At 66.8% G+C, this 23,502-nt stretch carries 25 protein-coding genes; 13 read left to right on the top strand and 12 right to left on the bottom strand.

Annotation, left to right across the window (positions count from 1 at the left end; genetic code table 11):
- The first annotated feature begins 15 nt into the window (after positions 1-15).
- Entirely contained in the window at positions 16-456 is a 441-nt protein-coding gene (locus tag ABNX08_RS04815; protein ID WP_349609496.1) for a GrpB family protein, read from the top strand.
- An 11-nt stretch (positions 457-467) separates the two neighbouring features.
- Here the strand turns inward: ABNX08_RS04815 and ABNX08_RS04820 are convergent, their stop codons facing one another.
- The gene (locus tag ABNX08_RS04820; RefSeq protein ID WP_022534031.1) at positions 468-1,301 is read right to left on the bottom strand and encodes an extracellular solute-binding protein; all 834 of its coding nucleotides are present in this window, start codon (positions 1,299-1,301) and stop codon (positions 468-470) included.
- A 144-nt stretch (positions 1,302-1,445) separates the two neighbouring features.
- Here ABNX08_RS04820 and ABNX08_RS04825 point away from each other — a divergent pair, with 144 nt between their 5' ends.
- The 5 genes from ABNX08_RS04825 (at position 1,446) to ABNX08_RS04845 (ending at position 7,015) form a co-directional block, all read left to right on the top strand.
- Complete coding sequence (locus tag ABNX08_RS04825) at positions 1,446-2,543, top strand: substrate-binding domain-containing protein (protein ID WP_022534032.1); 1,098 nt, start codon at positions 1,446-1,448, stop codon at positions 2,541-2,543.
- Between the two features lie 87 nt (positions 2,544-2,630).
- Positions 2,631-3,242 carry a DUF4126 domain-containing protein gene (locus ABNX08_RS04830; protein WP_022534033.1) on the top strand — a complete coding sequence of 204 codons (612 nt, stop codon included), beginning with the start codon at positions 2,631-2,633 and terminating at the stop codon, positions 3,240-3,242.
- A 67-nt stretch (positions 3,243-3,309) separates the two neighbouring features.
- Positions 3,310-5,928: an ABC transporter permease gene (locus ABNX08_RS04835; RefSeq protein ID WP_022534034.1), complete on the top strand. Its 2,619-nt coding sequence runs from the start codon at positions 3,310-3,312 to the stop codon at positions 5,926-5,928.
- 44 nt (positions 5,929-5,972) lie between these two features.
- The gene (locus ABNX08_RS04840) at positions 5,973-6,380 is read left to right on the top strand and encodes a group II truncated hemoglobin (protein ID WP_022534035.1); all 408 of its coding nucleotides are present in this window, start codon (positions 5,973-5,975) and stop codon (positions 6,378-6,380) included.
- A 38-nt stretch (positions 6,381-6,418) separates the two neighbouring features.
- Positions 6,419-7,015: a DUF924 family protein gene (locus ABNX08_RS04845; protein ID WP_022534036.1), complete on the top strand. Its 597-nt coding sequence runs from the start codon at positions 6,419-6,421 to the stop codon at positions 7,013-7,015.
- A gap of 24 nt (positions 7,016-7,039) precedes the next feature.
- Here ABNX08_RS04845 and ABNX08_RS04850 read toward each other — a convergent pair whose 3' ends face one another.
- The 10 genes from ABNX08_RS04850 to ABNX08_RS04895 all read right to left on the bottom strand — a co-directional run bounded on the left by ABNX08_RS04850 (position 7,040) and on the right by ABNX08_RS04895 (position 14,546).
- The gene (locus ABNX08_RS04850; RefSeq protein WP_349609492.1) at positions 7,040-7,624 is read right to left on the bottom strand and encodes a TIGR00730 family Rossman fold protein; all 585 of its coding nucleotides are present in this window, start codon (positions 7,622-7,624) and stop codon (positions 7,040-7,042) included.
- Positions 7,621-8,322: a TetR/AcrR family transcriptional regulator gene (locus ABNX08_RS04855; RefSeq protein ID WP_022534038.1), complete on the bottom strand. Its 702-nt coding sequence runs from the start codon at positions 8,320-8,322 to the stop codon at positions 7,621-7,623. The genes ABNX08_RS04850 and ABNX08_RS04855 overlap by 4 nt, the downstream gene beginning before the upstream one ends.
- A gap of 92 nt (positions 8,323-8,414) precedes the next feature.
- Positions 8,415-8,900: a diacylglycerol kinase gene (locus tag ABNX08_RS04860; RefSeq protein WP_022534039.1), complete on the bottom strand. Its 486-nt coding sequence runs from the start codon at positions 8,898-8,900 to the stop codon at positions 8,415-8,417.
- Entirely contained in the window at positions 8,827-9,942 is a 1,116-nt protein-coding gene (locus ABNX08_RS04865; protein ID WP_022534040.1) for a glycosyltransferase family 1 protein, read from the bottom strand. Before ABNX08_RS04865 ends, ABNX08_RS04860 begins: the two co-directional genes overlap by 74 nt.
- A 71-nt stretch (positions 9,943-10,013) precedes the next feature.
- Positions 10,014-11,009 carry a UDP-2,3-diacylglucosamine diphosphatase gene (locus tag ABNX08_RS04870; RefSeq protein ID WP_022534041.1) on the bottom strand — a complete coding sequence of 332 codons (996 nt, stop codon included), beginning with the start codon at positions 11,007-11,009 and terminating at the stop codon, positions 10,014-10,016.
- A gap of 120 nt (positions 11,010-11,129) precedes the next feature.
- On the bottom strand, positions 11,130-12,110 hold the full coding sequence (locus tag ABNX08_RS04875; protein WP_022534042.1) for a triacylglycerol lipase: 981 nt from the start codon (positions 12,108-12,110) through the stop codon (positions 11,130-11,132).
- Entirely contained in the window at positions 12,107-12,655 is a 549-nt protein-coding gene (locus ABNX08_RS04880) for an RDD family protein (RefSeq protein ID WP_349609489.1), read from the bottom strand. Before ABNX08_RS04880 ends, ABNX08_RS04875 begins: the two co-directional genes overlap by 4 nt.
- 115 nt (positions 12,656-12,770) lie before the next feature.
- Positions 12,771-13,544, bottom strand: a complete 774-nt coding sequence (locus ABNX08_RS04885; protein ID WP_022534044.1) for a DUF3106 domain-containing protein — start codon at positions 13,542-13,544, stop codon at positions 12,771-12,773.
- A 1-nt stretch (position 13,545) separates the two neighbouring features.
- A complete protein-coding gene (locus ABNX08_RS04890; RefSeq protein WP_022534045.1) occupies positions 13,546-13,980 on the bottom strand; it encodes a DUF3619 family protein in 435 nt (144 codons plus the stop codon).
- Positions 13,977-14,546, bottom strand: a complete 570-nt coding sequence (locus ABNX08_RS04895) for an RNA polymerase sigma factor (protein WP_022534046.1) — start codon at positions 14,544-14,546, stop codon at positions 13,977-13,979. The genes ABNX08_RS04890 and ABNX08_RS04895 overlap by 4 nt, the downstream gene beginning before the upstream one ends.
- Before the next feature lie 391 nt (positions 14,547-14,937).
- Here ABNX08_RS04895 and ABNX08_RS04900 point away from each other — a divergent pair, with 391 nt between their 5' ends.
- From ABNX08_RS04900 to ABNX08_RS04930, 7 genes are all read left to right on the top strand, one after another.
- Entirely contained in the window at positions 14,938-16,701 is a 1,764-nt protein-coding gene (locus tag ABNX08_RS04900) for an acetolactate synthase 3 catalytic subunit (protein ID WP_022534047.1), read from the top strand.
- Positions 16,701-17,192, top strand: coding sequence for an acetolactate synthase small subunit (gene ilvN / locus ABNX08_RS04905; RefSeq protein WP_022534048.1), 492 nt, complete (start codon positions 16,701-16,703; stop codon positions 17,190-17,192). The genes ABNX08_RS04900 and ilvN overlap by 1 nt, the downstream gene beginning before the upstream one ends.
- Before the next feature lie 129 nt (positions 17,193-17,321).
- Complete coding sequence (gene ilvC, locus ABNX08_RS04910; RefSeq protein WP_022534049.1) at positions 17,322-18,338, top strand: ketol-acid reductoisomerase; 1,017 nt, start codon at positions 17,322-17,324, stop codon at positions 18,336-18,338.
- Positions 18,339-18,587: 249 nt separating this feature from the next.
- Positions 18,588-19,238, top strand: a complete 651-nt coding sequence (locus tag ABNX08_RS04915) for a phosphatidylserine decarboxylase (protein WP_022534050.1) — start codon at positions 18,588-18,590, stop codon at positions 19,236-19,238.
- Between the two features lie 25 nt (positions 19,239-19,263).
- A complete protein-coding gene (gene pssA / locus ABNX08_RS04920) occupies positions 19,264-20,172 on the top strand; it encodes a CDP-diacylglycerol--serine O-phosphatidyltransferase (RefSeq protein ID WP_022534051.1) in 909 nt (302 codons plus the stop codon).
- 155 nt (positions 20,173-20,327) lie between these two features.
- Complete coding sequence (gene lysM, locus ABNX08_RS04925) at positions 20,328-20,831, top strand: peptidoglycan-binding protein LysM (protein ID WP_022534052.1); 504 nt, start codon at positions 20,328-20,330, stop codon at positions 20,829-20,831.
- Between the two features lie 332 nt (positions 20,832-21,163).
- On the top strand, positions 21,164-22,705 hold the full coding sequence (locus ABNX08_RS04930) for a 2-isopropylmalate synthase (protein WP_022534053.1): 1,542 nt from the start codon (positions 21,164-21,166) through the stop codon (positions 22,703-22,705).
- A gap of 100 nt (positions 22,706-22,805) precedes the next feature.
- Here the strand turns inward: ABNX08_RS04930 and ABNX08_RS04935 are convergent, their stop codons facing one another.
- Positions 22,806-23,339, bottom strand: a complete 534-nt coding sequence (locus ABNX08_RS04935) for a membrane protein (protein WP_022534054.1) — start codon at positions 23,337-23,339, stop codon at positions 22,806-22,808.
- Positions 23,340-23,502: the final 163 nt, after the last annotated feature.

Consider the following 23,502-nt stretch of genomic DNA (forward strand, 5'->3'; position numbering starts at 1 on the left):
GAGGCCGCGGAGCGCATGTTCCGATCCCTGCGGCCCCGGCTTGCCGCGGTCCTGCCACCGGACGCCGCCATCGAGCACGTGGGCGCCACGGCGGTCAGCGGGTGCCTGACGAAAGGCGATCTCGACATATCTGTCCAGGTGGGCCCAGAGGCGTTCGCTGCCGCGGACCTGGCGCTGTCGGGGCTGTTCGAACGCAACACTGGCTCGGTGCGCACGGACAGCTTTTCCGCCTTCAAGTGCGATGAGGTACGGCCACCAGTCGGAATCCAGCTGGTGGTGCGCGGGGCGCCGCTGGATGTGTTCGTCCGGTTCCGGGACAGCCTGCTGGCCGACCCGGCACTAATCGAGCGATACAACGCGCTCAAGCGTTCCCAGGAAGGCGCGGAGATGCGCGCCTACCGGGCTGCAAAATCCGCGTTCATTGCCTCGGTACTGGGGCGATCAGCCGGAGGCTAGCCCCTTGCCCCTCACTTGGCCTTGTAGTCCGGGAAGAACAACTGCTCCCCCTCGACCTTGTAGCTGGCGATGGCCTCTTGCCCTTCCTTCGACGTCATCCACTCCACCAGCTTCATCGCGTCCGTGTAGTTGGTCCCCGGATGCTTGGCCGGGTTGACCGCGATGATCCCGTACGGATTGAACATCTTCGGATCGCCTTCCAACGCGATCGCCAGGCCGGTCTTGGCGCGATAGGCGCCATAGGTGGCCCGGTCTGACAGGGTATAGGCCGGCATCTGCGCCGCCATGGTGAGCACCTCGCCCATGCCCAGGCCGGCGCTGACGTACCAGGGCTGGCCCTTGGGCTCGATGCCCAGTTGCTTCCAGTACTCCTTCTCCATCACGTCGGTGCCGGAGTTGTCGCCGCGCGAGATGAACTTGCTGCCGCTGCCGGCCACCTTGCGCAGGCCCGCGAGCACGTCCTTGCCACCCTTGATCCCGGCCGGGTCATTGGCCGGGCCGACCACGATGAAGTCGTTGTACATGACGTCGCGCCGGTTCACGCCGTAGCCGGCGGTGACGAAGGCGTCTTCCATCTTGCGGGCATGGACCAGCAGCACGTCGACGTCGCCCATCTCGCCCATCTTCATGGCCTTGCCCGAGCCGACCGCGATCACCTTCACATTGACGCCGGACTTCTGCTCGAAGCGCGGCAGCAGGTACTTCAGCAGGCCGGAATTCTCGGTGCTGGTGGTGGTGGCCAGCTTCAGTTCGCCGGCATGGGCCGCGGACAGCAGCGCCAGGCAGGCGATGGCCGTGGCGCGGCGCAGGTGACGAGGCAGGCGTTGGGCGAGGCGTGGCGACATATTCTGGCTCCTTTGTATTATGTTTTTGCCGACATAATTGCTATTCTCTCCGAGGATCGTAGAGAATGAGACAAACTACATAACAGCCGGGATTTTCATTGTCATGCAGTCAAAATCGAAAAGTAAATATGTAAGGCAGAACATATGACGTTCCGCTTTGACCTGTTCCCCGTGATCGCGCCGGACGACAATCCGCGCGCCAACGGCAAGGTGTTCCAGCTCCTGAAGGCCGTGCGCGAAACCGGCTCGCTGCACCGCGCCGCGCGCGAGATCGGCCTGTCCTATCGGCACGCCTGGGGCGTGATGCGTACCTGGGAGGAAATGTTCGGGCGCAGCATGCTGGACATGGAGCGCGGACGCGGTGCCTCGCTGACGCGCTTTGGCGAGCGCCTGCTGCGCGCCGAGCTGCGCCTGCGCGAGTCGATCGAGCCGGCTGTGCAGAAGGCGATGGCGGAATTCATCGCCGAGCTGGATGACGCCCAGCAGCCGCAGACGTGCGTGCATTTCACCGGCAGCCATGACCCGGCGGTGGAGGTGCTGGCCGGCGCGCTTGGCCAGGCCGGCACGCCGCTGCAGCTCGATGCCGTGTTCTGCGGCAGCGTGGAGGGGCTGATCTGCCTGCAGGAGCGGCAGTCGGAGCTGGCCGGCTTCTACGTTTCGCCGGTGCAGACCGCGGGCTCGGTGGCGCACGTGACGCTGCGCAAGTGGCTGCGGCCGACCTCGGTGCGGCTGCTGCGGCTGGCGTGGCGCGAGCAGGGGCTGATCGTCGCCCCCGAGGTGGCGCGCGAGGTCCGCGACCTGCGCGACCTGGCGCGCACCCAGGCACGCTTCGTCAACCGCCAGCGCAGTTCGGGCACGCGCATGCTGTTCGACCAGTTGCTGGCCGCGCAGGGCCTGTACCCGGACCAGATCGCGGGTTATGAAGAGACCGAATTCAGCAACGAGAAGGTGGCCGAGGCGGTGCACAGCGGGCGCGCGCAGGTCGGCTTCGGGCTGCGCATGAATGCCGAGGCGCACGGGCTGGGCTTCGTGCCGCTGACGCGCGAGGCCTATTACCTGGCGCTGCGCAAGAACGACCAGACCGCCGGCTGGATGGCCCCGGTGCTGGGGCTGCTTGCCGATCCCGCCTTTGCCCGGCGCATCGAGGCGCTGCCGGGCTACACCATGGCCGAGCCGCTGGGCATCCTGACGCCGCAGGAGGCGTTGCCGTGGTTCGGGCCCGACGGCAAGGAAGAGGGCTGAAGGCGCGCCGCCGCGCCGTCTGCCCGGTCCGTATTACACTCCTTGCGAGGGCGCTCTACGTTTGCGCCCGCCCTTGCAAGGAACACCATGCTGGAAACCGCCGCGCTGGCCGCGGGCATGTCCTGGGCCAGCGGTTTTCGCCTCTACCTCGCCGTGTTCGCCGCCGGCGTGCTGGCGCGCCTGGGCTTGCTGGAGTTGCCGCCCGGGCTGCAGCCGCTGGAATCGTGGTGGGTCATCGGCGTGGCCGCGGTGCTGGCCTTGGCCGAATTCGTCGCCGACAAGGTGCCGGGTTTCGATTCGGTCTGGGACGGCATCCATACCTTCGTGCGCATTCCCGCCGGCGCCATCCTGGCGGCTGCGGCCTTCGGCCAGCTCGACCCGCAGTGGGTGGTCGCCGCGGGCCTGATCGGGGGCACGCTGGCCGGCACCGCGCATGCGGCCAAGGCCGGCACGCGCGCGCTGATCAACGTGTCGCCGGAACCGTTCTCCAATTGGGCGGCCTCATTCACTGAAGACCTGACCGCGACCGGCAGCCTGCTGCTGGCGTTCTTCCTGCCGGTGGTGTTCCTGGTCCTGTTGGTGGTGTTCCTGGTGGTCGCGATCTGGCTGATTCCCAAGCTGTGGCGCAGCGTGCGCCGGCTGCATGCGAGCCTGCGCGGCAGGACCGAACGACCCGATAGCTTGCCCGGCGGACGCTGAGTGCCGCCGGCTTTCCCTGACTGACCCGAGGCGAACCGCCGCCGGGATCCAAGAACCGAACAATCCGATGCCCTCCGAGTCCGCCATCGCCCCGACCACCCCCGCCAGTCCCGTTGCCGCCGGCGCGAGCACTGCACACGGCAGCCGTTTCTCCGCCTGGCGCCAGGCGCTGCGCATGGCGCGGCGCGACTGGCTGGCGGGGGAGCTTTACCTGCTGCTGTTCGCACTGGTGCTGGCGGTGGCGGCATTGACCAGCGTCGGCTTTATGGCCGATCGCATGCGCCTGGGGCTGGAGCGCGATGCGCGCCAGATGATCGCCTCCGACGTGCTGCTGGTGTCGGACCAGCCTTTCGATGCGGCCTTTGCGCAGCGGGCGCAAGCGGCAGGGCTGGCGGTGGCCCAGACCGTGACCTTCCCGAGCATGGCCACCGCCAACGGCAAGGCGCCGGCCGGCGGCGATGCGCCCAGCCAGCTTGCCGCGCTCAAGGCCGTGACCGACGGTTATCCGCTGCGCGGCAAGCTCAAGGTGGCCAGCGCACCGGGCGCGGCGGAGGGGCCGGCCGAGGGCATTCCGGCGCCCGGCACGGTGTGGGTCGACGAAGCGCTGCTGGGCGCGCTGGGCGTTGCCGTGGGCGATAAGCTGCAGCTCGGCAGCCGCACCTTCCGCATCGACCGCATCATCACGCAGGAACTGGATCGCGGCACCGGCTTCATGAACTTCGCGCCGCGAGTGCTGATGCCGTTGTCGGACCTGGAGGGCACCGGACTGATCGGCTGGGGCAGCCGCGTGACCTACCGCCTGCTGGTGGCCGGCCCCGACGCTGTGGGCGCCAGCTACCAGAAGTGGGCGCGGGGCGAGATCGAGCGCCGCAAGCTGCGCAACACGCGGATCGAGTCGCTGGAATCGGGCCAGCCGCAGATGCGCGCCACGCTGGACCGGGCCGAGCGTTTCCTGTCGCTGGTGGCGGTGCTGTCGTCGATGATCGCGGCGGTGGCGATCGCCATGTCGGCGCGCCGCTATATGCAGCGCCACACCGACGCCTGCGCGGTCTACAAGTGCCTGGGGCTGACGCGCGGACAGATCCTGCGCGCGTTCGGGCTGGAGTTCCTGCTGCTGGGCGCGGCCGGCGCGCTGGCCGGCGTGCTGATCGGCTATGTGGCGCATTACGGGCTGCTGCTGTCGCTGGGCGGCCTGCTCAAGGTGTCCTTGCCGCAGCCGTCGCTGCTGCCGGCGGTGGTGGGCGTGCTGGCGGGGCTGGTGCTGCTGACGGGCTTTGCGCTGCCGCCGCTGCTGGCGCTGACGCGCGTGCCGCCGCTGCGCGTGCTGCGGCGCGATATCGGGCTGCCGCCGGTGTCGGCATGGGTGGCCTATGCGCTGGGCCTGGGCGCCTTTGTTTCGCTGTTGCTGGTGGCCGCGCGCGACCTGCGGCTGGGACTGACCACGGCAGGCGGGTTTGTGGCCGCGGGAGTGGTGTTCGGGGTGCTGGCGCTGGCGTTGCTGACGCTGTTGTCGCGCCTGATGCGCGGGCGCCTGCGCGGCCGCGCGGCGATGGGCTGGCGCTTCGCGCTGGCCGTGCTGGAGCGCCGCCGCGGGGTGACGGTGCTGCAGACCGTGGCGCTGGCGGTGGGGCTGATGGCGCTGCTGCTGCTCGGCATGACCCGCAACGACCTGGTCGACTCGTGGCGCAGCGCCACGCCGGCCGATGCACCCAACCGCTTCATCATCAATATCCAGCCCGACCAGCGCGAACCGCTGCGCAAGCTGCTGGCGGGTGCGGGAATCAACGACCTGCTGTACCCGATGGTGCGCGGGCGCCTGACCCATATCGGCGAGCGCGCGATCCGTGGCGACAGCTTCGAGGACGGGCGCGCGCGCAACCTGGTGGAGCGCGAGTTCAACCTGTCCTATGCCGATGCGCTGCCCGAGGGTAACCGCGTGATTGCGGGGCGATGGTCCAACGGCGCGGATGGCGCGGAAGCGGGTGCGTCGGTGGAGGAGGGCATCGCCAAGACGCTGGGCATCCGGCTCGGCGACACGCTGCGCTTCGACGTCGCGGGCCAGGCCGTGCAGGCGCGCGTGACCTCGCTGCGCAAACTCGACTGGGGCTCGATGCGGGTCAACTTCTTCGTGATCCTGCCGCCGCAGGCGATGCAGGGGCTGCCCGAGACCTATATCACGTCGTTCCACCTGCCTGCGGCCAGTGCCGCGATGGGCAACCGGCTGATCGCGGCCTTCCCCAACATCACCGTGGTCAATACCGACATGATCCTGCGTCAGATCCAGGACATCCTGGACCAGGTGATCGCGGCGGTGGAGTTCCTGTTTATCTTCACGCTGGCCGCGGGCGTGACCGTGCTGTACGCGGCGCTGTCCGGCGCGCGCGACGAGCGCATGCGCGACGCCGGCCTGCTCAAGGCGCTGGGCGCATCGGCCGCACTGGTGCGGCAGACGCAGTACGCCGAGTTCCTGGTGGTGGGCGGGCTGGCCGGATTCCTGGCGAGCCTGGGCGCGATCGCGGTGGGCTGGGGGCTGTCGCAGTTCGTCTTTGACTTCCCGTACCGCTTTAATGCCTGGATTGTGCCGGTCGGCGTGGTTTCTGGCATGCTGTGCGCTTTTGCCGGCGGCTGGCTGGGCCTGCGCGAAGTGCTGCGCCAGCCCGCGCTGGCGACCTTGCGTGATGCCTGAAGCAACTTCACCGAGCAACTTCGGCCGCGCAGATCGAGTATGTGATGAGTACTGAATCCAACGACAAGCCCGATGTGACCGCCTTTGAACTGGTCGGCGGCGAAGCGCGCGTGCGCGAGCTGGTCGACCGCTTCTACGACCTGATGGACCTGGAGCCCGAGTTCGCCGGGCTGCGCGCGCTGCATCCGCCCTCGCTCGAGGGCTCGCGCGACAAGCTTTTCTGGTTCCTGTGCGGCTGGCTGGGCGGCCCCAACCATTTCATCGACCGCTTCGGCCATCCGCGCCTGCGCGCGCGCCATATGCCGTTCGAGATCGGCGTCAGCGAGCGCGACCAGTGGATGCGCTGCATGGCCCTGGCGATGCAGGACGTCGGCCTGCCCGAGGAACTGCAGCTGCGCCTGATGCAGGCGTTCTTCCAGACCGCCGACTGGATGCGCAACGTGGCGCGCTGAGGCGCCCGCCGTTCCATACCGAAAGGACTTCCCGCCCCATGACAGCCCCGTTGCCTGAGGCCGCCCGACGCGTGCTCGATTTCTGGTTCGATACGCCTGGTTCGGCCGGCTGGAACACCGCGCGCCGCCCTTGGTTCACCAAGTCGGACGAATACGATGCTGAGATCCGCCGTCAATTCCTCGCCGACTGGCAGGCCGCCCATGAGGGCGCCACGGACGACTGGTCGGTCACCCCCGAGGGCGCGTGCGCGCGCGTGGTGCTGCTCGACCAGTTCCCGCGCAACATGTTCCGCAACGACCCGCGCAGCTTTGCCACCGACGCGCAGGCGCTGGCGCTGGCCAAGCGCATCGTCGCCACCGGCAGGGACCGCGCGCTGCCGACCGACCACCACCGCATGTTCTGCTACATGCCGTTCGAGCATTCGGAAGCACTGGAAGACCAGGACGAGGCGGTCCGGCTGATGACGCAGCTGCGCGACGCCAGCGGCGGGAAGGTGGATGTGGTGGAGTGGGCCGAGAAGCACCGCGTGATCATCGCGCGCTATGGCCGCTTCCCGCACCGCAACGCGGTGCTGGGCAGGCAGAGTACGCCGCAGGAACTGGCGTTGCTGCGGCAGCCGGGCTCGTCGTTCTGAACGAAGCCCGGCGGCGGGGCGCGTTCAGGTCTTGTCGCGCGCCTGCTGCCACTTGTCCACGCGCACGCGCGGCGCGTCGGCCAGTTTCTGCAGCAGCGCAGCCGGCGTGTCAGCCACGTGCAGCAGATCGGCATGCACCTGCTTCATGAAACCTTCCTGCACGGCATGGGAGAGGAAGCCCAGCAAGCCGTCATAGAATCCGCCGACATTGAGCAGGCCCACCGGCTTGTCGTGGTAGCCCAGTTGCAGCCAGGTAAAGGTCTCAAACAGTTCCTCGAAGGTGCCCACGCCGCCCGGCATGGCGATAAAGGCGTCGGCTCGGTCGGCCATCATCTGCTTGCGCTCGTGCATATTGCGCACCACGTGCAGCTCGGTCAGGCCGCGGTGGCCGACTTCCTTCTGCATCAGCGCGTCGGGAATGATGCCGATGGCGTTGCCGCCGTGCTCGAGCACGGCATCGGCGACGATGCCCATCAGGCCCACCTTGCCGCCGCCATAGACCAGCGCCAGTCCGCTTGCGGCCAGCGTGCGGCCGAGCAGGCGCGCGCCCTCGGCGTATTCGGGGCGGTTGCCGGGGTTGGAGCCGCAATAGACGCAGACGGATTTCACTTCTTCTCCTTTGCCGCTTCGGCGGCTGTCTTGGCTGCCGCGTAGTCGCGCGCAAGCTGGTCGAAGGCTTCCCGGGGCCGGCCGCGCAGGTAGGGTGCAAGGATCGAGAAGATGTGATAGCTCGAGCCGTGCAGGTAACCGCGGATCTGCTCGGGATCGTTGTACTGGCGCGGATGCTGCACGAACTGGAACGACAGCCAGTAGGTGGCGATTACCACCATGTTGGTGCAGATGGCCTCGACCTGCTCGGGCGTGGCTTCCATCTCGCCGTCTTCGATGAACTGGCGGCAGATCTCGTGCGCGAACCGCTTCTTCTGCTCGACGATGCGCTTGAAGTTGGTCTCCAGCATCCGGTTGCGCGCCAGCAGGTCGTTGATGTCGCGATACAGGAAGCGGTAGTTCCACATGAACTCGGACATGTACTGCAGGTAGCCCCAGCTTTCGTCGAGGGTGGCCTTGCGGTCATCCGGCATCTTCAGGCGGCGCTCCATCTCCTGCTCGAAGCGCACGAAGATGGAGTTGATGATGTCGTCCTTGTTGCGGAAGTGGTAGTAGAGATTGCCGGGGCTGATCTCCATCGCTTCCGCGATCGTGGTGGTGGTGACGTTCGGTTCGCCGACTTCATTGAACAGGCGCAGCGAGACGTCGAGGATGCGGTCCCTGGTGCGGCGGGGGCCGGTTTGCGGTTTCGGTTCCATGGGCGTCCGGGCGATCGGTGAATCGTGGCAGGGTAGCGATTATAAGCAATCGGCCCCGGCCACTGCTCCAGGCACACCGGGCGAGCGACGGATCAGCCCGCCAGCGCCCGCACCCAGCGCACCACGTGCGGCCCGGCGATGGCCACCCAGGTGCCGCCGCACAGCACCAGCGCTAGCATCACCGCGGCGCTGCCGAAATCCTTGGCGCGCTTGGACAGGCTGTGCCGCTCCAGCGAAATGCGGTCGATCGCCGCCTCGACGCTGGAGTTGAGCAACTCCACGATCAGCACCACCAGCAGCGTGCCCAGCAGCAGGATGCGCTCGACCACGTCCACCGGCAGCAGGAAGGCCCACGGCGCCAGGATCACCACCAGTGTCAGCTCCTGGCGGAACGCGCTCTCCTCGAGCACCGCAAAGCGCAGCCCCGAAAGCGAATTGATGGCCGCATGCCAGGCGCGCGTCAGGCCGCGGTTGCCCTTATGGGGGTTCTGCTCGATCGAATAGTCAGCGCTCTGGACTGCCTGCGGCGGCCTCTGCAGAGGCGGGTCGGATGGCAGTTCCGGATGGGGTTTCGGCATGGGTGTGGGATGCGGGTTGGGGCGCCGCGCCGCCCGCCTTGCCAGCGGCGACCGGGCGCAGATGGGCCAGGAACTGCTCGGAGGCGGCGCGCCACGAGAACCGCTCGGCATGGGCTCGGGCCGTGGCGCGGTCGATGCGCAGCGCTTCCAGGCAGGCTTCGCGCAGGTCTTCGTGCATCACGCCCGCGGGGCTGTCGCCCAGCACATCGATCGGACCGGTGACCGGGTACGCCGCCACGGGCAGCCCGCTGGCCAGCGCTTCCAGCAGCACCAGCCCGAAGGTGTCGGTGCGGCTCGGGAACACGAACACGTCAGCCGAAGCATACACCCGGGCCAGTTCCGGTTGGCTCAACACGCCGAGGTAGTTGGCGCCCGGATAGCGCGCCCGCAGCGCCGCCAGCGCGGGGCCGTCGCCGACCACCCATTTCGAGCCGGGCAGGTCCAGGGACAGGAAGGCCTCGACGTTCTTCTCGACCGCCACCCGGCCCACGTACAGGAAGATCGGGTGGGCGGTGTTGAGCACGTTGGGGCGCTGCAGCGTGAACACGTCCAGGTCGACGCCGCGCGTCCACAGCACGCCGTGGGTGATGCCGTGGCTTTGCAGGTCGTCCAGCACCACCGGCGTGGGCGCCATCACGGCGCGCGCCGGGCCGTGGAACCAGCGCAGGAAGCGGTAGGTCCAGGTCAGCGGGATGCCGAAGCGGGCCTGCACGTATTCCGGAAAGCGCGTGTGGTAGGCCGTGGTGAACGGCAGCTTGCGGCGGATCGCATGGCGCCGCGCGGCCAGGCCGAGCGGGCCTTCAGTGGCGATGTGCAGGGCGTCGGGGCCGAAGGCTTCGATACGACGCTGCACGCGTGCCGACGGCAGCAGCGACAGGCGGATCTCGGGATACGTCGGGCACGGCACGGTGCGGAATTCCAGCGGCGTGATCATGTCGACCGTGTGGCCCATGGCCTCCAGTTCGCGGCGCGTGGACTTGAGCGTGCGCACTACGCCGTTGACCTGCGGTTCCCAGGCATCGGTGACGATCATTATCTTCATGCAGCCTCCTCGGGGGGCGGTGGAAGGGCAATGCGGATGGGCGTGGCCGGCGCGCAGCGCGCCGGCCGGGATCAGCTGGCCACGGCGGCGCGGCGACCGCGGCGCGTGGCGGGGGCGGGCGGGTCCAGCAGCGTGGTCCAGTAGACGATCTTCAGCTCGCCTTCCATGGTCTCGACCAGCGCCGACAGGCTTTCTACCCAGTCGCCGTCGTTGCAGTAGAGCTGGCCGTTGAGCTCGCGGATCTCGGCCTTGTGGATATGGCCGCAGACCACGCCGTCGCAGCCGCGCCGGCGCGCCTCGTCGACCATCGCGGTCTCGAACGCACTGATGTAGTTGACCGCGTTCTTGACCTGGTGCTTCAGGTACTGCGACAGCGACCAGTACGGAAAGCCAAGCCGCGCACGCAGGCGGTTGAAATGGCGGTTCATCGCCAGGATCATCGTGTACAGCGAATCGCCCAGGTAGGCCAGCCAGCGCGCGTGCTGGACCACGCCGTCGAACAGGTCGCCATGCACCACCCACAGCCGGCGGCCGGTGGCGGTGACGTGGATGGCTTCTTCGCGCACGGTGATGTCGCCGAAGGCCATGCCGTCGAACTGGCGCGCGCCCTCGTCATGGTTGCCGGGCACGTAGACCACCTCGGTGCCCTTGCGCGCCTTGCGCAGCAGCTTCTGCACCACGTCGTTGTGGCTCTGCGGCCAGTACCAGCCGCGGCGCAGCTGCCAGCCGTCGATGATGTCGCCGACCAGGTAGAGCTGCTCGGACTCGTTGTGCTTGAGGAAGTCCAGCAGGTAGTTGGCCTGGCAGCCGGGCGTGCCCAGGTGGATGTCGGACAGCCAGATGGCGCGGTAGCGGTGGATCGGGTGCGGCTCGGGCGGGTAGGCGTCCTGTTGCTCACGCGGCGGGGCCAGTGTTGCGCCATCCATGCCCGGCGGCATGAAGGCGGTCAGTGCGGCGACGCTGTTGGGATCACTCCCCCAGCCGCTTTCTGGGCTGCGGCCCAGCCGTTGCGTCAGTTGCACGGCCCTCGACAGATATCCGCGGGCAGATCGGATTGCTTGCACCATGGCAGTCCCGGTTGCGGCGATGGCTGCATTCAGCCAGCGTGCGATGACGGTGCCGTGACGGAAACATGACTGCCACATGAAGCGTGGCGGAAGTGGAACAGCTTGTGCCGGTGGCGGACCTCAGCGCCCGCGCGCGGAGAGTTCGGCCAGCGCGTCCAGCACCGCACGCACCGCGGCGGGATGGCGCAGCAGCGACACATGCCCGATCCCCGACAGCGGGATATGCCCGGCCCCGTCGAGCCAGCCGGTGCAGGGCGGCCCGGCGATCGAATCGTGCCAGCTGAAGACCGAGATCATGCGCGCGCGCAGGCGCGGGGTTTCCGTGGCGGCCAGCGCGCGCAGCCACGGGCTGCCGCAGCGCATCTGGCGCGCATTGTCACCACCGCCGAAGCGCGCGAGCGCGCTGCCGTGGTGAGGGCTGCCCAGCGTCACCACGCCGGCGCAGGCGTCTTCGTCGCCGGCCAGTTGCAGCGCGGCGCGCGCGGCCAGGCCGCCCATGCTGTGGCATACCAGCAGCGGGGCGCGGCCGGCCTCGGCGGCGAGGCGCCGGATGGCGGCCAGCAGCGCGTGCGCGTAGTCGTCGATATCGCCGAACACCGGTTCCAGGTCGATCGCTGCGCAGCGGTAGCCCGCGGCGGCCAGGCTCGGCTGCATGTCGAGCCAGATGGCGTGTCCGCAGGCATAGCCGTGCACCAGCAGCACCGGCGGCGCGTCGCGGCCGGGCAGGGCGTCGGCCGGCGCGGCAAAGGGCGCGTGCGCGCGGAACGGCTGCAGCCAGTCGAACATGCGCAGCACGGCCACGTACTCGTTCAGGTAGCAGCGCAGCGCGTCAGCGAGGCGCAATGGGCGGCGCGTGGCGGCAAGTTCGGCGGGCGGAGGGGGCGGGTGGTTGCCGCGCCCGACCCACAGGCCGCGGTCGGTCATGGCAAAGGCGAGTGCAATGCCGCTGGCAAGTCCGCCAAAGATGACGGCCACGCCGGCGATCACGGCGCCGGCCCATGGCCAGCCGCCCCATCGCACCAGTGCGGCGGCGATGCCCAGCGCCGCGGCCGTCTGCAAAGCCACCGCGATACGGCGGATGCCGGCCGCCGACAGGCTCATGGCTTTGGCGGCGGGCGCAGGTCAGTGAGCCGCGTGCGGGCCAGGCGGTCGTGCAGGAACTGGTGGCGCGGATCGAGCCAGGCCAGCAGGATCCAGATCAGCAGGCCGGCACACAGCACGCCGACGAACGGGCCTTTCACCAACCCCAGCAGGTGGCCGACCGCGGCCGACGGCGGGAGCCACAGCCACGCCAGCACATAGCGCAGCGCCGCCTGCGGCCAGCGCGGCGGCACGCCGGCGGCGTTCTCCACGCGCATGCGCCAGGTCTGCATCGCCAGGGTCTGGCCGGTGCGCTGCCAGAACCAGGTGAAATACAGTCCCATCACCAGGAAGCTCCACAACTGGATGGTCAACGGACCGTCCGCGCCGATGCGCTGCAACAGCGGACGCACCAGCAGGTAGGCCGCGGTGGACGCGCTCAGCACGCCGAACAGCAGCACGCCCTCGTACAGCATGCAGGCGAAGCGGCGGCGCAGGGGCGGCGCGGCAGGGGCTGCGGCGGGCTTGGGGTCGACGGGTTTGGGACGGAGAGTGGCGGCGGGCATGGAAGGCGACAGAAGCAGGGCGGGCGCGAGGCATGTCGCGCCCGGCAAGACGACCATTATGCCAAAGGGCTTGCCGCAAATGGCTTGCGGGTTACCCGGCGGGGACACCCGCCAGCTACTGGCGTGCGGTGTCTTCCGACGCGGCGGCGGCTTCCGGGGTGCCTTCGGCAGCGGTGGCGGCGGAAGCGGCGGGCGCTACCGGGACAGCGGGCGCCGCGGCCGATGCTGCCGCGACGGACGGGGCCGAAGCCGCCTGGGCTTCGCTGGCCGGCTTGCCCGCGGCATGGTTGCCCGCATGGGCGCCAGCGCTAGCCGATTTAGAGCCGTGGCGGATCTGCTTGCTGGTGTCGCTGGGCAGGCGCTTGCCGCTGGGCAACGCGCTGACAGCGCCAGGGCGGTGCGGCACGCGTTCGGCGGCGGCCAGCTTCTTTTTCTGCTCTTCGGGCAGCTGCTGGTACTTGTCCCAGGCTTCGGCCTTCTTCTCGGCCGGCAGCGAGCGGGTGATCTGGTAGTTCTCGCGCGCCAGGCGGCGCTGCTGCGGCGTCATCTTGACCCACTCGGCCATGCGCGCCTGCAGCCGGGCCTGTTCCGCTGGCGAGAACTTCGGGTAGCGTTCGGCGATGCGCAGCCACTTGTGCCGGTTCAGTTCCGGCAGCGTGTCCCACAGCGGCTGCAGCGGCGCCAGGATGCGCTGGTTCACCGGGCTCAGCTCGGTCCAGGCGGGGCGGGCGCTGGCGGCGGCCTGCGATGCCGGCGTGGCGCCGGAAGCGCCCTGGGCGTGCGCCGCGGGCGGGAGCAGTCCCCAGCAGGCGGCGGTAGTGGCCGCAGCCAGCAGCAGCGCTGCCAGCCGGCGGCGCGGGGCGTCGGAGCGGGACGTTGCGGGTGCCATGCTATTGCCCGCGCTTGAGGAAGACGTGGAAGCCCTCGTCGGCGTAGGCCGTGGGCGGCAGGTCGTCGAGCAGCATGGCGGCATCGACATCGGCCAGCTCTTCGATGCGCTTCTGCTCCTGCCAGTGGTAGATGCCCATCAGGCCGGCGGCCAGCGCCACCAGCGTCCAGATCAGGCCAAGGCGGCGCAGCCAGGCACCGGCACGGTGCAGCGGCGAGGCGTCGTCATCGTCGAACAGGGTGACCTGCGGTCCCGGCATGGCCAGTTGCGGTACCGGCACGGTGACCGCGGCCTTCTTGCGGGCGAGCGCCATCCGGCGCGCGGCGGCGAGCCGTTGAGTAATGTCGGCCGGCAGGTCGTCCGCGGCGGCGTCTAGTGCCGCCCGAACCTCATGGACAAACCGGCGTTCGCGGATTTCTCTCTCGTTTATGCTCATAGTCGGACCCCCCGTGCACGCAGGGCTTGCGCCAGCGTATGCGTGGCACGGGAACAGTGCGTCTTGACGCTGCCTTCGGAGCACCCCATTACGGCGGCGGTCTCGGCGACGTCCATATCTTCCCAGTAACGCATCAGGAACGCCTCGCGTTGACGCGTGGGCAGGCGCTGGATCTCCTGCTCGATGATGTGCATGACCTGCGCGCGCTCGACCTTGTCGGCGCTGCTTTCGGCCGATTCCGAGCCGGCCTGCGCCTCCAGCGTCTCCAGCAGGTCAGTGTCGTCGCCGCCGTCGCGGTCATCGCGCAGGCTGGAGAACAAGGACACCCAGGTGTTGCGCACCTTCTGGCGGCGGAACCAGTCGTGGATGGTGTTCTGCAGGATGCGCTGGAACAGCGGCGGCAGTTCGGCGGCACCCTTGTCGCCGTATTTCTCGGCCAGCTTGATCATGGCGTCCTGGACGATGTCCAGTGCCGCCTCGTCGTCGCGGACCGCGAACACGGCCTGCTTGAAGGCGCGCCGCTCGACGCTGGCAAGAAAATCGGACAGTTCCTGGTCGGTGGCCATTCAGGCGGAGTTGCGGCTTTGTTGCTGCGGGTCAATGGCCCGGTTTTGGTGAATGTGCTGCGTACGGCCCGTGGCACACGCAAGTGCTGCGATGCTAGCAAAAAAACGCCTTCATGTACCACTTTGTATTTCAGTAAAGACATTGAGGGGCGGGAAAAAAGCTGTCGCCTCGGGGAAATCCCTCACCAGCCGGGCCTGACAACCGTGAGCCATGGTGTAGACCGCGCTGGTGCATTGCAGTATCATCGTTGGTTCACACGACATCAGTGGTTGTCTCATCCGGCCGCTTATGAGGCGGTCTTTCATGCAGACGCGCACCGCTTGAACCCGAGCCACAAGCCCGGCAGAGAGCATCCAAACAATTTTTTGCCGAAAATTGCAAAGGACTGAAATGAACATGCCCAGCGCGGAATTCTCCCACGCAGACAGCAATTCATCTGCCGCACCCGAAATGATCGGGGCGGAAATTCTCGTTCATGCACTTGCCGAAGAAGGCGTCGAGTACGTCTGGGGTTATCCCGGCGGCGCAGTGCTGTACATCTACGACGAGCTCCACAAGCAAAAGAAGTTCGAGCACATCCTGGTGCGCCACGAGCAGGCCGCGGTCCATGCCGCAGACGGCTATGCGCGGGCAACCGGCAAGGTGGGCGTAGCGCTGGTGACCTCCGGTCCCGGCGTGACCAATGCCGTTACCGGCATTGCCACTGCGTACCTCGACTCGATCCCGATGGTGGTGATCACCGGCAACGTGCCGACCCACGCCATTGGCCAGGACGCCTTCCAGGAGTGCGACACGGTCGGCATCACCCGCCCGATCGTCAAGCACAACTTCCTGGTGAAGGACGTGCGCGATCTCGCCTCGACCATCAAGAAGGCGTTCTTCATTGCCTCGACCGGCCGTCCCGGCCCGGTGGTGGTGGACATCCCCAAGGATGTCTCGCGCAATGCCTGCAAGTACGAGTACCCCAAGTCGATCGACATGCGCTCGTACAACCCGGTGAACAAGGGGCACTCGGGCCAGATCCGCAAGGCCGTGGCGCTGCTGCAGGGTGCCGAGCGTCCGTATATCTATACCGGCGGCGGCGTGGTGCTGGCCAATGCCAGCGACGAACTGCGCCAGCTCGCGGCGATGACCGGCCACCCGGTGACCAACACGCTGATGGGCCTGGGCGCGTTCCCCGGCACCCATAAGCAGTTCCTCGGCATGCTCGGCATGCACGGGACGTATGAAGCCAACATGGCCATGCAGAACTGCGACGTGCTGATCGCCATCGGTGCCCGCTTCGACGACCGCGTGATCGGCAACCCGTCGCACTTCACCTCGCAGGCGCGCAAGATCATCCATATCGATATCGACCCGTCGTCGATCTCGAAGCGCGTCAAGGTCGACATCCCCATCGTCGGCAACGTCAAGGACGTGCTGCAGGAACTGATCGCCCAGCTCAAGGCCAGCGACATCAAGCCCAAGCGCGAGGCGCTCGCCAAATGGTGGGAGCAGATCGAGCAGTGGCGTTCGGTGGACTGCCTGAAGTACGACCGCACCTCCGAGATCATCAAGCCGCAGTACGTGGTGGAAAAGATCTGGGAACTGACCCACGGCGATGCGTTCATCTGCTCCGACGTTGGCCAGCACCAGATGTGGGCCGCGCAGTTCTACAAGTTCGACGAGCCGCGCCGCTGGATCAACTCCGGCGGCCTGGGCACGATGGGCGTGGGCCTGCCGTACGCGATGGGCATCAAGAAGGCGTTCCCGGAGAAGGAAGTCGTCACCATCACCGGTGAAGGCTCGATCCAGATGTGCATCCAGGAACTGTCGACCTGCCTCCAGTACGACACCCCGGTGAAGATCTGCTCGCTGAACAACGGCTACCTGGGCATGGTGCGCCAGTGGCAGGAGATCGAGTATGACAACCGCTACTCGCACTCCTACATGGACGCGCTGCCCGATTTCGTGAAGCTGGCCGAGGCCTACGGGCACGTCGGCATGCGCGTCGAGAAGACGGCCGACGTCGAGCCGGCGCTGCGCGAGGCGTTCCGCCTGAAGGACCGTACCGTGTTCCTGGACTTCCAGACCGATCCCACCGAAAACGTCTGGCCGATGGTCCAGGCGGGCAAGGGCATTTCTGAAATGCTGCTCGGCGCGGAGGACCTGTAATGCGACACATCATTTCGGTCCTGCTGGAAAACGAACCGGGGGCGCTGTCGCGCGTGGTGGGCCTGTTCTCGGCGCGCGGCTACAACATTGAGACGCTGACCGTGGCGCCGACCGAGGACTCCTCGCTGTCGCGCATGACCATCGTCACCACCGGCTCGGATGACGTGATCGAACAGATCACCAAGCACCTGAACCGCCTGGTGGAAGTGGTCAAGGTGGTCGACCTGACCGAAGGCGCGCACATCGAGCGCGAGCTGATGCTCGTCAAGGTGCGCGCGGTCGGCAAGGAGCGCGAGGAAATGAAGCGCACCGCCGACATCTTCCGCGGCCGCATCATCGATGTTACCGAGAAGACCTACACCATCGAGCTGACCGGCAACGGCGTCAAGCTCGATGCGTTCCTGGACGCGATCGACCGCACCGCCATCCTGGAGACCGTCCGTACCGGCGGCTCGGGCATCGGCCGCGGCGAGCGCATCCTGAAGGTCTGATCGCCAGCCGCCCGCACAGCCAGTCGCACAGGTTCAAGCAGTATCCCCGGGCGGCGCGATCCGGGCGCACACGATGCGCACGAGGATGCCGCCCACCTCATACAAAAGACAGAGATTGAAGGATTTATCATGAAAGTGTTTTACGACAAGGACGCCGACCTCTCCCTGATCAAGGGCAAGAACGTCACCATCATCGGCTATGGCTCGCAGGGCCATGCCCACGCGCTGAACCTGAAGGATTCGGGCGTCAACGTGACGGTCGGCCTGCGCAAGAGCGGCGCGTCGTGGAACAAGGCCGCCACCGCCGGCCTGCAGGTCAAGGAAGTGGCCGATGCCGTCAAGGGTGCCGACGTGGTCATGATCCTGCTGCCGGACGAGCAGATCGCCGACGTGTACAAGAACGAAGTGCACGACAACATCAAGGAAGGCGCCGCGCTGGCCTTCGCCCACGGCTTCAACGTGCACTACGGTGCCGTGATCCCGCGTGCCGACCTGGACGTGATCATGATCGCGCCGAAGGCCCCGGGCCACACCGTGCGCTCGACCTACTCGCAAGGCGGCGGCGTGCCGCACCTGATCGCCGTGCACCAGAACAAGTCCGGCGCCGCCCGTGACATCGCGCTGTCGTACGCCACCGCCAACGGCGGCGGCCGTGCCGGCATCATCGAGACCAACTTCCGCGAAGAAACCGAAACCGACCTGTTCGGCGAGCAGGCCGTGCTGTGCGGCGGTACCGTCGAGCTGATCAAGGCCGGCTTCGAGACGCTGGTGGAAGCCGGCTACGCGCCGGAAATGGCCTACTTCGAGTGCCTGCACGAACTGAAGCTAATCGTCGACCTGATCTACGAAGGCGGCATCGCCAACATGAACTACTCGATCTCCAACAACGCGGAATATGGTGAGTACGTCACCGGCCCGCGCGTGGTGACCGAAGAGACCAAGAAGGCGATGAAGCAGTGCCTGACCGACATCCAGACCGGCGAATATGCCAAGAGCTTCCTGCTGGAGAACAAGGCCGGCGCCCCGACCCTGATCTCGCGCCGTCGCCTGACCGCCGAGCACCAGATCGAAGAAGTGGGTGCCAAGCTGCGTGCGATGATGCCGTGGATTGCCAAGAACAAGCTGGTCGACCAGTCGAAGAACTAAGCTGACCTGACTGCCTGATGGTCCGCGCCGCACGGCGACGGGCCGAAGCCGTTCAGCGTTCCGTGCCATGCCCTTCTATCATCAGAAGGGGAGGGTGCGGGGCCTGGACGGCTTTTTGTTATGCTTGTCAGACTTCGGGCAAGGCGTGCATCATGCTGCTCCGCGACAATGGGGCACCGATCCGGCGGCCGCTATCGCCGCCGCCGCGCCGTCTTGCCATAGCTTTGTATCCACCGAAACTCGTACTGCATGAACTATCCTCATCCGCTGATCGCCCGTGAAGGCTGGCCGTTCCTGGCCGGCGCCTTTGTCATCTCGCTGCTGGTGCACGCCAGCGCGGGCTTCTGGTGGGCGCTGCCGCTGTGGATCATCACGGTGTTCGTGCTGCAATTTTTCCGCGATCCGCCGCGCCCGATCCCTTCGCAGCCCAACGCGGTGCTGGCCCCGGCCGACGGCCGCATCGTCGTGGTCGAAAAGGCGCAGGATCCTTACGGCGGCCGTGAGGCGCTGAAGATCAGCGTCTTCATGAACGTCTTCAACGTGCACTCGAACCGCGTGTCGGTCGACGGCGCGGTGGAGAAGGTCGAATATTTCCCGGGCAAGTTCGTCAACGCGGACCTGGACAAGGCCTCGACCGAGAACGAGCGCAATGCCGTGCTGATCCGGCGCGCGGCCGACGGCCAGCTGGTGACGCTGGTGCAGGTGGCCGGCCTGGTGGCGCGCCGTATCCTGTGCTACACCAAGGTCGGCGACAACCTGTCGCGCGGCCAGCGCTATGGCTTTATCCGTTTTGGTTCGCGTGTGGACGTCTACCTGCCGCTCGATGCGCGTCCGCGCGTGACCATCGGCGAAAAGGTGTCTGCCTCGTCGACCATCCTCGCCGAACTCGACGTCAAGTGAGCGACGGCCATACAGGAGGACTGTGATGGTTGCCTTCCATCGACGTAACAAGCGGGTCAACAATGGCAACGTGACGCATCTGCGGCCGTTCCGCCATAACCAGCTGCGCGGCGCCGAAGACTATGACGACGATGCCGATGCCGCCGATGACCACGACGACGTCGTCTACGAGCGCCAGCGTCCGCGCCGGCGCGGCATCTACCTGCTGCCCAACGCGTTCACCACCGCAGCGCTGTTCGCGGGGTTCTTTGCCATCGTGCAGGCGATGAACATGCGCTTCGACGTGGCGGCCATCGCCATCTTCGCGGCCATGGTGCTCGATGGCATGGACGGGCGCGTGGCGCGCATCACCAATACGCAGAGTGCGTTTGGCGAGCAGTATGACTCGCTGTCGGATATGACCTCGTTCGGCGTGGCGCCGGCGTTGGTGATGTATGAATGGATCCTGCATGATCTGGGCAAGTGGGGCTGGATAGCAGCCTTTGTCTACTGCACCTGCGCAGCGCTGCGACTGGCGCGCTTCAACGCCAATATTGGCGTTGTCGACAAACGTTTCTTCCAGGGGCTGCCGAGTCCTGCGGCTGCAGCGCTTGTCGCCGGCTTCGTCTGGCTGGTAATCGACAACAAGCTGCCGGTCAAGGAGCTGTGGATGCCGTGGGTGGCGTTCGGCATCACGCTGTACGCCGGGCTGTCGATGGTGTCCAACGCGCCGTTCTACAGTGGCAAGGCACTCGACGTACGCTACCGCGTGCCGTTCGGCATGATGGTGCTGGTCCTGGTGCTGTTCGTGGTGGTATCGACCGATCCGCCGGTCGCGTTGTTCGGACTCTTTGTGGCCTACGCGATCTCGGGCTACCTGCTGTGGGGCTGGCGTGCCCTGCACGGACAGCAGGGCGGCGTGAAGAAGATGCGCGACAACGGAAGCGATTCCTGATTGTTGCAGGCAGGGAAGGGCGCTACGGCGCCCTTCGTGCTTTCCGGGTCTTTGGGGGTTTTGGGGGATCACGGGGGATTCACAATTGTTTTCATGCCGCGGCCTGGACGGCGTGGCACTCTGCAGTGTTTTCCACTTACCGTCAGGAGGATGTCATGGGCATGTTCGACTTCATCAAGGAAGCAGGGGAAAAGCTGTTCGGCATCGGCGAGGCCAAGGCTGCGCAGGACGCCGCCAAGGCGGATGCGTCGGCCGAGAAGGTTGATGCCGCCAATCGTGCCGCGGGCGACGCGATCGAGGCGTACATCAAGAAGATGGGGCTCGATGCCACCGGGCTGATGGTGCAGGTCGACGGCTCGCAGGGGCTGGTCACCGTATTTGGCGTGGCGCCGGACCAGGCCACACGCGAGAAGATCATCCTGTGCGCGGGCAACGTCGAGGGCGTGGACAAGGTCGAGGACAAGATGTCGGTCAATGTCGAAGCGGCGGAGTCGCAGTGGCACACCGTGGTCAAGGGCGACACGCTGTGGGCGGTCGCGCAGGCGGCTTATGGCAACGGCGCCGACTACAACAAGATCTTCGAGGCCAACAAGCCGATGCTGAGCCACCCGGACAAGATCTACCCGGGCCAGAAGCTGCGCATCCCGCCCAAGGGCTAACCCCTGCAGACGCTGGCGGGGCGCGTGCGGCAAAACCCTGTGTTGCACGCGCTCGCCAAGTCAGCTATAGTCGCAACCATGATTTCGCGCCAAGTCCTAATCGCCCGCACCACCCTAGGTGGCCTACTAGGCCATCAGGTCGGGACGCGCGCACGCTAAGGACGGACTCACCCCTTAGCGCGAAATCCGCAAGGAATTTTCCAACGCCCCGGCCTGCTTCATGCACGCCGGGGCGTTTTGCATTCCACAGCCGTGGAGCGCGGAACAGGCGGTAAAGCTCCGGTGGCGGCATGCCGGGGACAGCACACTATAAGCAATCAGGAGCTCCACAAATGTCTGACAAACTCATCATTTTCGACACCACGTTGCGTGACGGCGAGCAGTCGCCGGGCGCCTCCATGACCCGCGAGGAAAAGATCCGCATCGCGCGCCAGCTGGAACGCCTGAAGGTCGATGTGATCGAGGCCGGTTTCGCGGCGAGCTCCAACGGCGACTTTGAAGCGATCCGCTCGATCGCCCAGGTCGTCAAGGACTCCACCATCTGCTCGCTGGCGCGCGCCAACGACAAGGACATCGCCCGCGCCGCCGAGGCGCTCAAGCCCGCCAATTCGTTCCGCATCCACACCTTCATCGCCACATCCGCGTTGCACATGGAGAAGAAGCTGCGCATGACGCCGGACCAGGTGTACGAGCAGGCCCGCCTGGCGGTGCGCTTTGCGCGCCAGTTCACCGATGACATCGAGTTCTCGCCGGAAGACGGCAGCCGCTCGGACATGGACTTCCTGTGCCGCGTGCTGGAAGGCGTGATCGCCGAAGGCGCGACCACGATCAACCTGCCGGATACCGTGGGCTATGCCGTGCCCGAGGGCTATGCGGACCTGATCCGCTCGGTGCGGGAGCGCATCCCCAACTCGGACAAGGCGATCTGGTCGGTGCACTGCCATAACGACCTGGGCATGGCCGTCGCCAACTCGCTGGCCGCCGTGAAGCTGGCCGGCGCGCGCCAGATCGAATGCACCATCAACGGCCTGGGCGAACGCGCCGGCAACACCAGCCTGGAAGAGGTGGTGATGGCGGTGAAGACGCGCCGCGACTATTTCGACCTGGACGTCGGCGTGGACACCACGCAGATCGTGCCGGCTTCGAAGCTGGTGTCGCAGATCACGGGTTTCGTGGTGCAGCCGAACAAGGCCGTGGTGGGCGCCAACGCGTTCGCGCATGCCTCGGGCATCCACCAGGATGGCGTGCTCAAGGCGCGCGATACCTACGAGATCATGCGTGCGGAGGATGTGGGCTGGAGCGCCAACAAGATCGTGCTGGGCAAGCTGTCGGGCCGCAACGCCTTCAAGCAGCGCCTGCAGGAACTGGGCGTCGAGCTCGAGAGCGAGAGCGAAGTCAACGCCGCATTCACCCGCTTCAAGGAACTGGCCGACCAGAAGGCCGAGATCTTCGACGAAGACATCATGGCCATTGTCTCGAACGAGGCCCAGCACGATGCCAACGAGCACTTCCGCTTCATCTCGCTGGCTCAGCACTCCGAGACCGGTGAGCGCCCGCATGCGCGCGTGGTGTTCAGCATGGACGGCCAGGAGCAGAGCGGCGAAGGCGAGGGCAATGGCCCGGTCGACGCTACGCTGCATGCGATCGAGTCGCGCGTGGCCAGCGGTGCCGAGATGGTGCTCTATTCGGTGAACGCCATCACCGGCGGCACCGAGGCACAGGGCGAAGTGACCGTGCGCCTGTCCAAGGCCGGCCGCATCGTCAATGGCGTGGGCACCGACCCGGATATCGTCGCCGCCTCGGCCAAGGCTTATCTGGCCGCGCTGAACAAGCTGCACGACAAGGCCGTGCAGAAGATCAACCCGCAGATCTGACCCGACACCTGCGTTAGACGGCGGAAGGCTGACCCGGCCTGAGCGTCCGGACCAAGCCCGTCATTTCCGATCCGGGGATGGCGGGCTTTTTCATGTGCGCCTACCAGCGGCGGAACCTTTCATCCGGTTCGTAGAGCGGGTCGGGCGTGATCTGCGTCCGGCGCAGCACGCCGGCATCGTCGAAATAGAAATGGAACAGCGACGGCCACACGTCTTCATGGCGGAAGCGGTAGGACCAGACCTCGTTGCGCATCCGCGGGTAGTAATCAATCGGCAGGCGCGTCATGCCGAAATGCTCGACCACGTCCCGCTTGGTCCAGGTGTTGACCTGCGCCTTGTATAGCTCGGGGGTCGACAGCATGTTGCGGAAGCTGGTCAGGTTGCCATTACGGTCGAAGTCGGCGCCGTAGGCCTGCTGGCCCATCGGCTGATGTGAATAAATCCAGCGCGACGTGCCGTCGCGCAGCGGGAATGCGTCGGTGGGAGGTCCGAACATCGCCTGGACCGCGGCCTGGGGTTGCCCGATCAGCTTCTGGCCTTCCTGCACCGGCATCAGGGTGGCGCAGGCGGACAGCAGCACGGCGCCCAGCCACAGCGCGAGCCGGCGCGCGCCGCCGGCGATATCAGAACTCATGGCAAACCTCGGTTGATGCAGGGTGTGATACCGGAAGTGTAGTGCCGGGCCCCGGCTTGTGTGCATGAAGCGCTGCTTTCTGGCAGTTCTTCGTGCAATGTCGCGGCTTCGTCGGGGAAATTGTGCCCGCCCGAACGTCCATGGGACATTTGCCTGGAGCATG

The organism is Cupriavidus sp. DF5525 (assembly GCF_040149425.2).
GTDB classification, from domain to species: Bacteria; Pseudomonadota; Gammaproteobacteria; order Burkholderiales; family Burkholderiaceae; genus Cupriavidus; species Cupriavidus pickettii_A.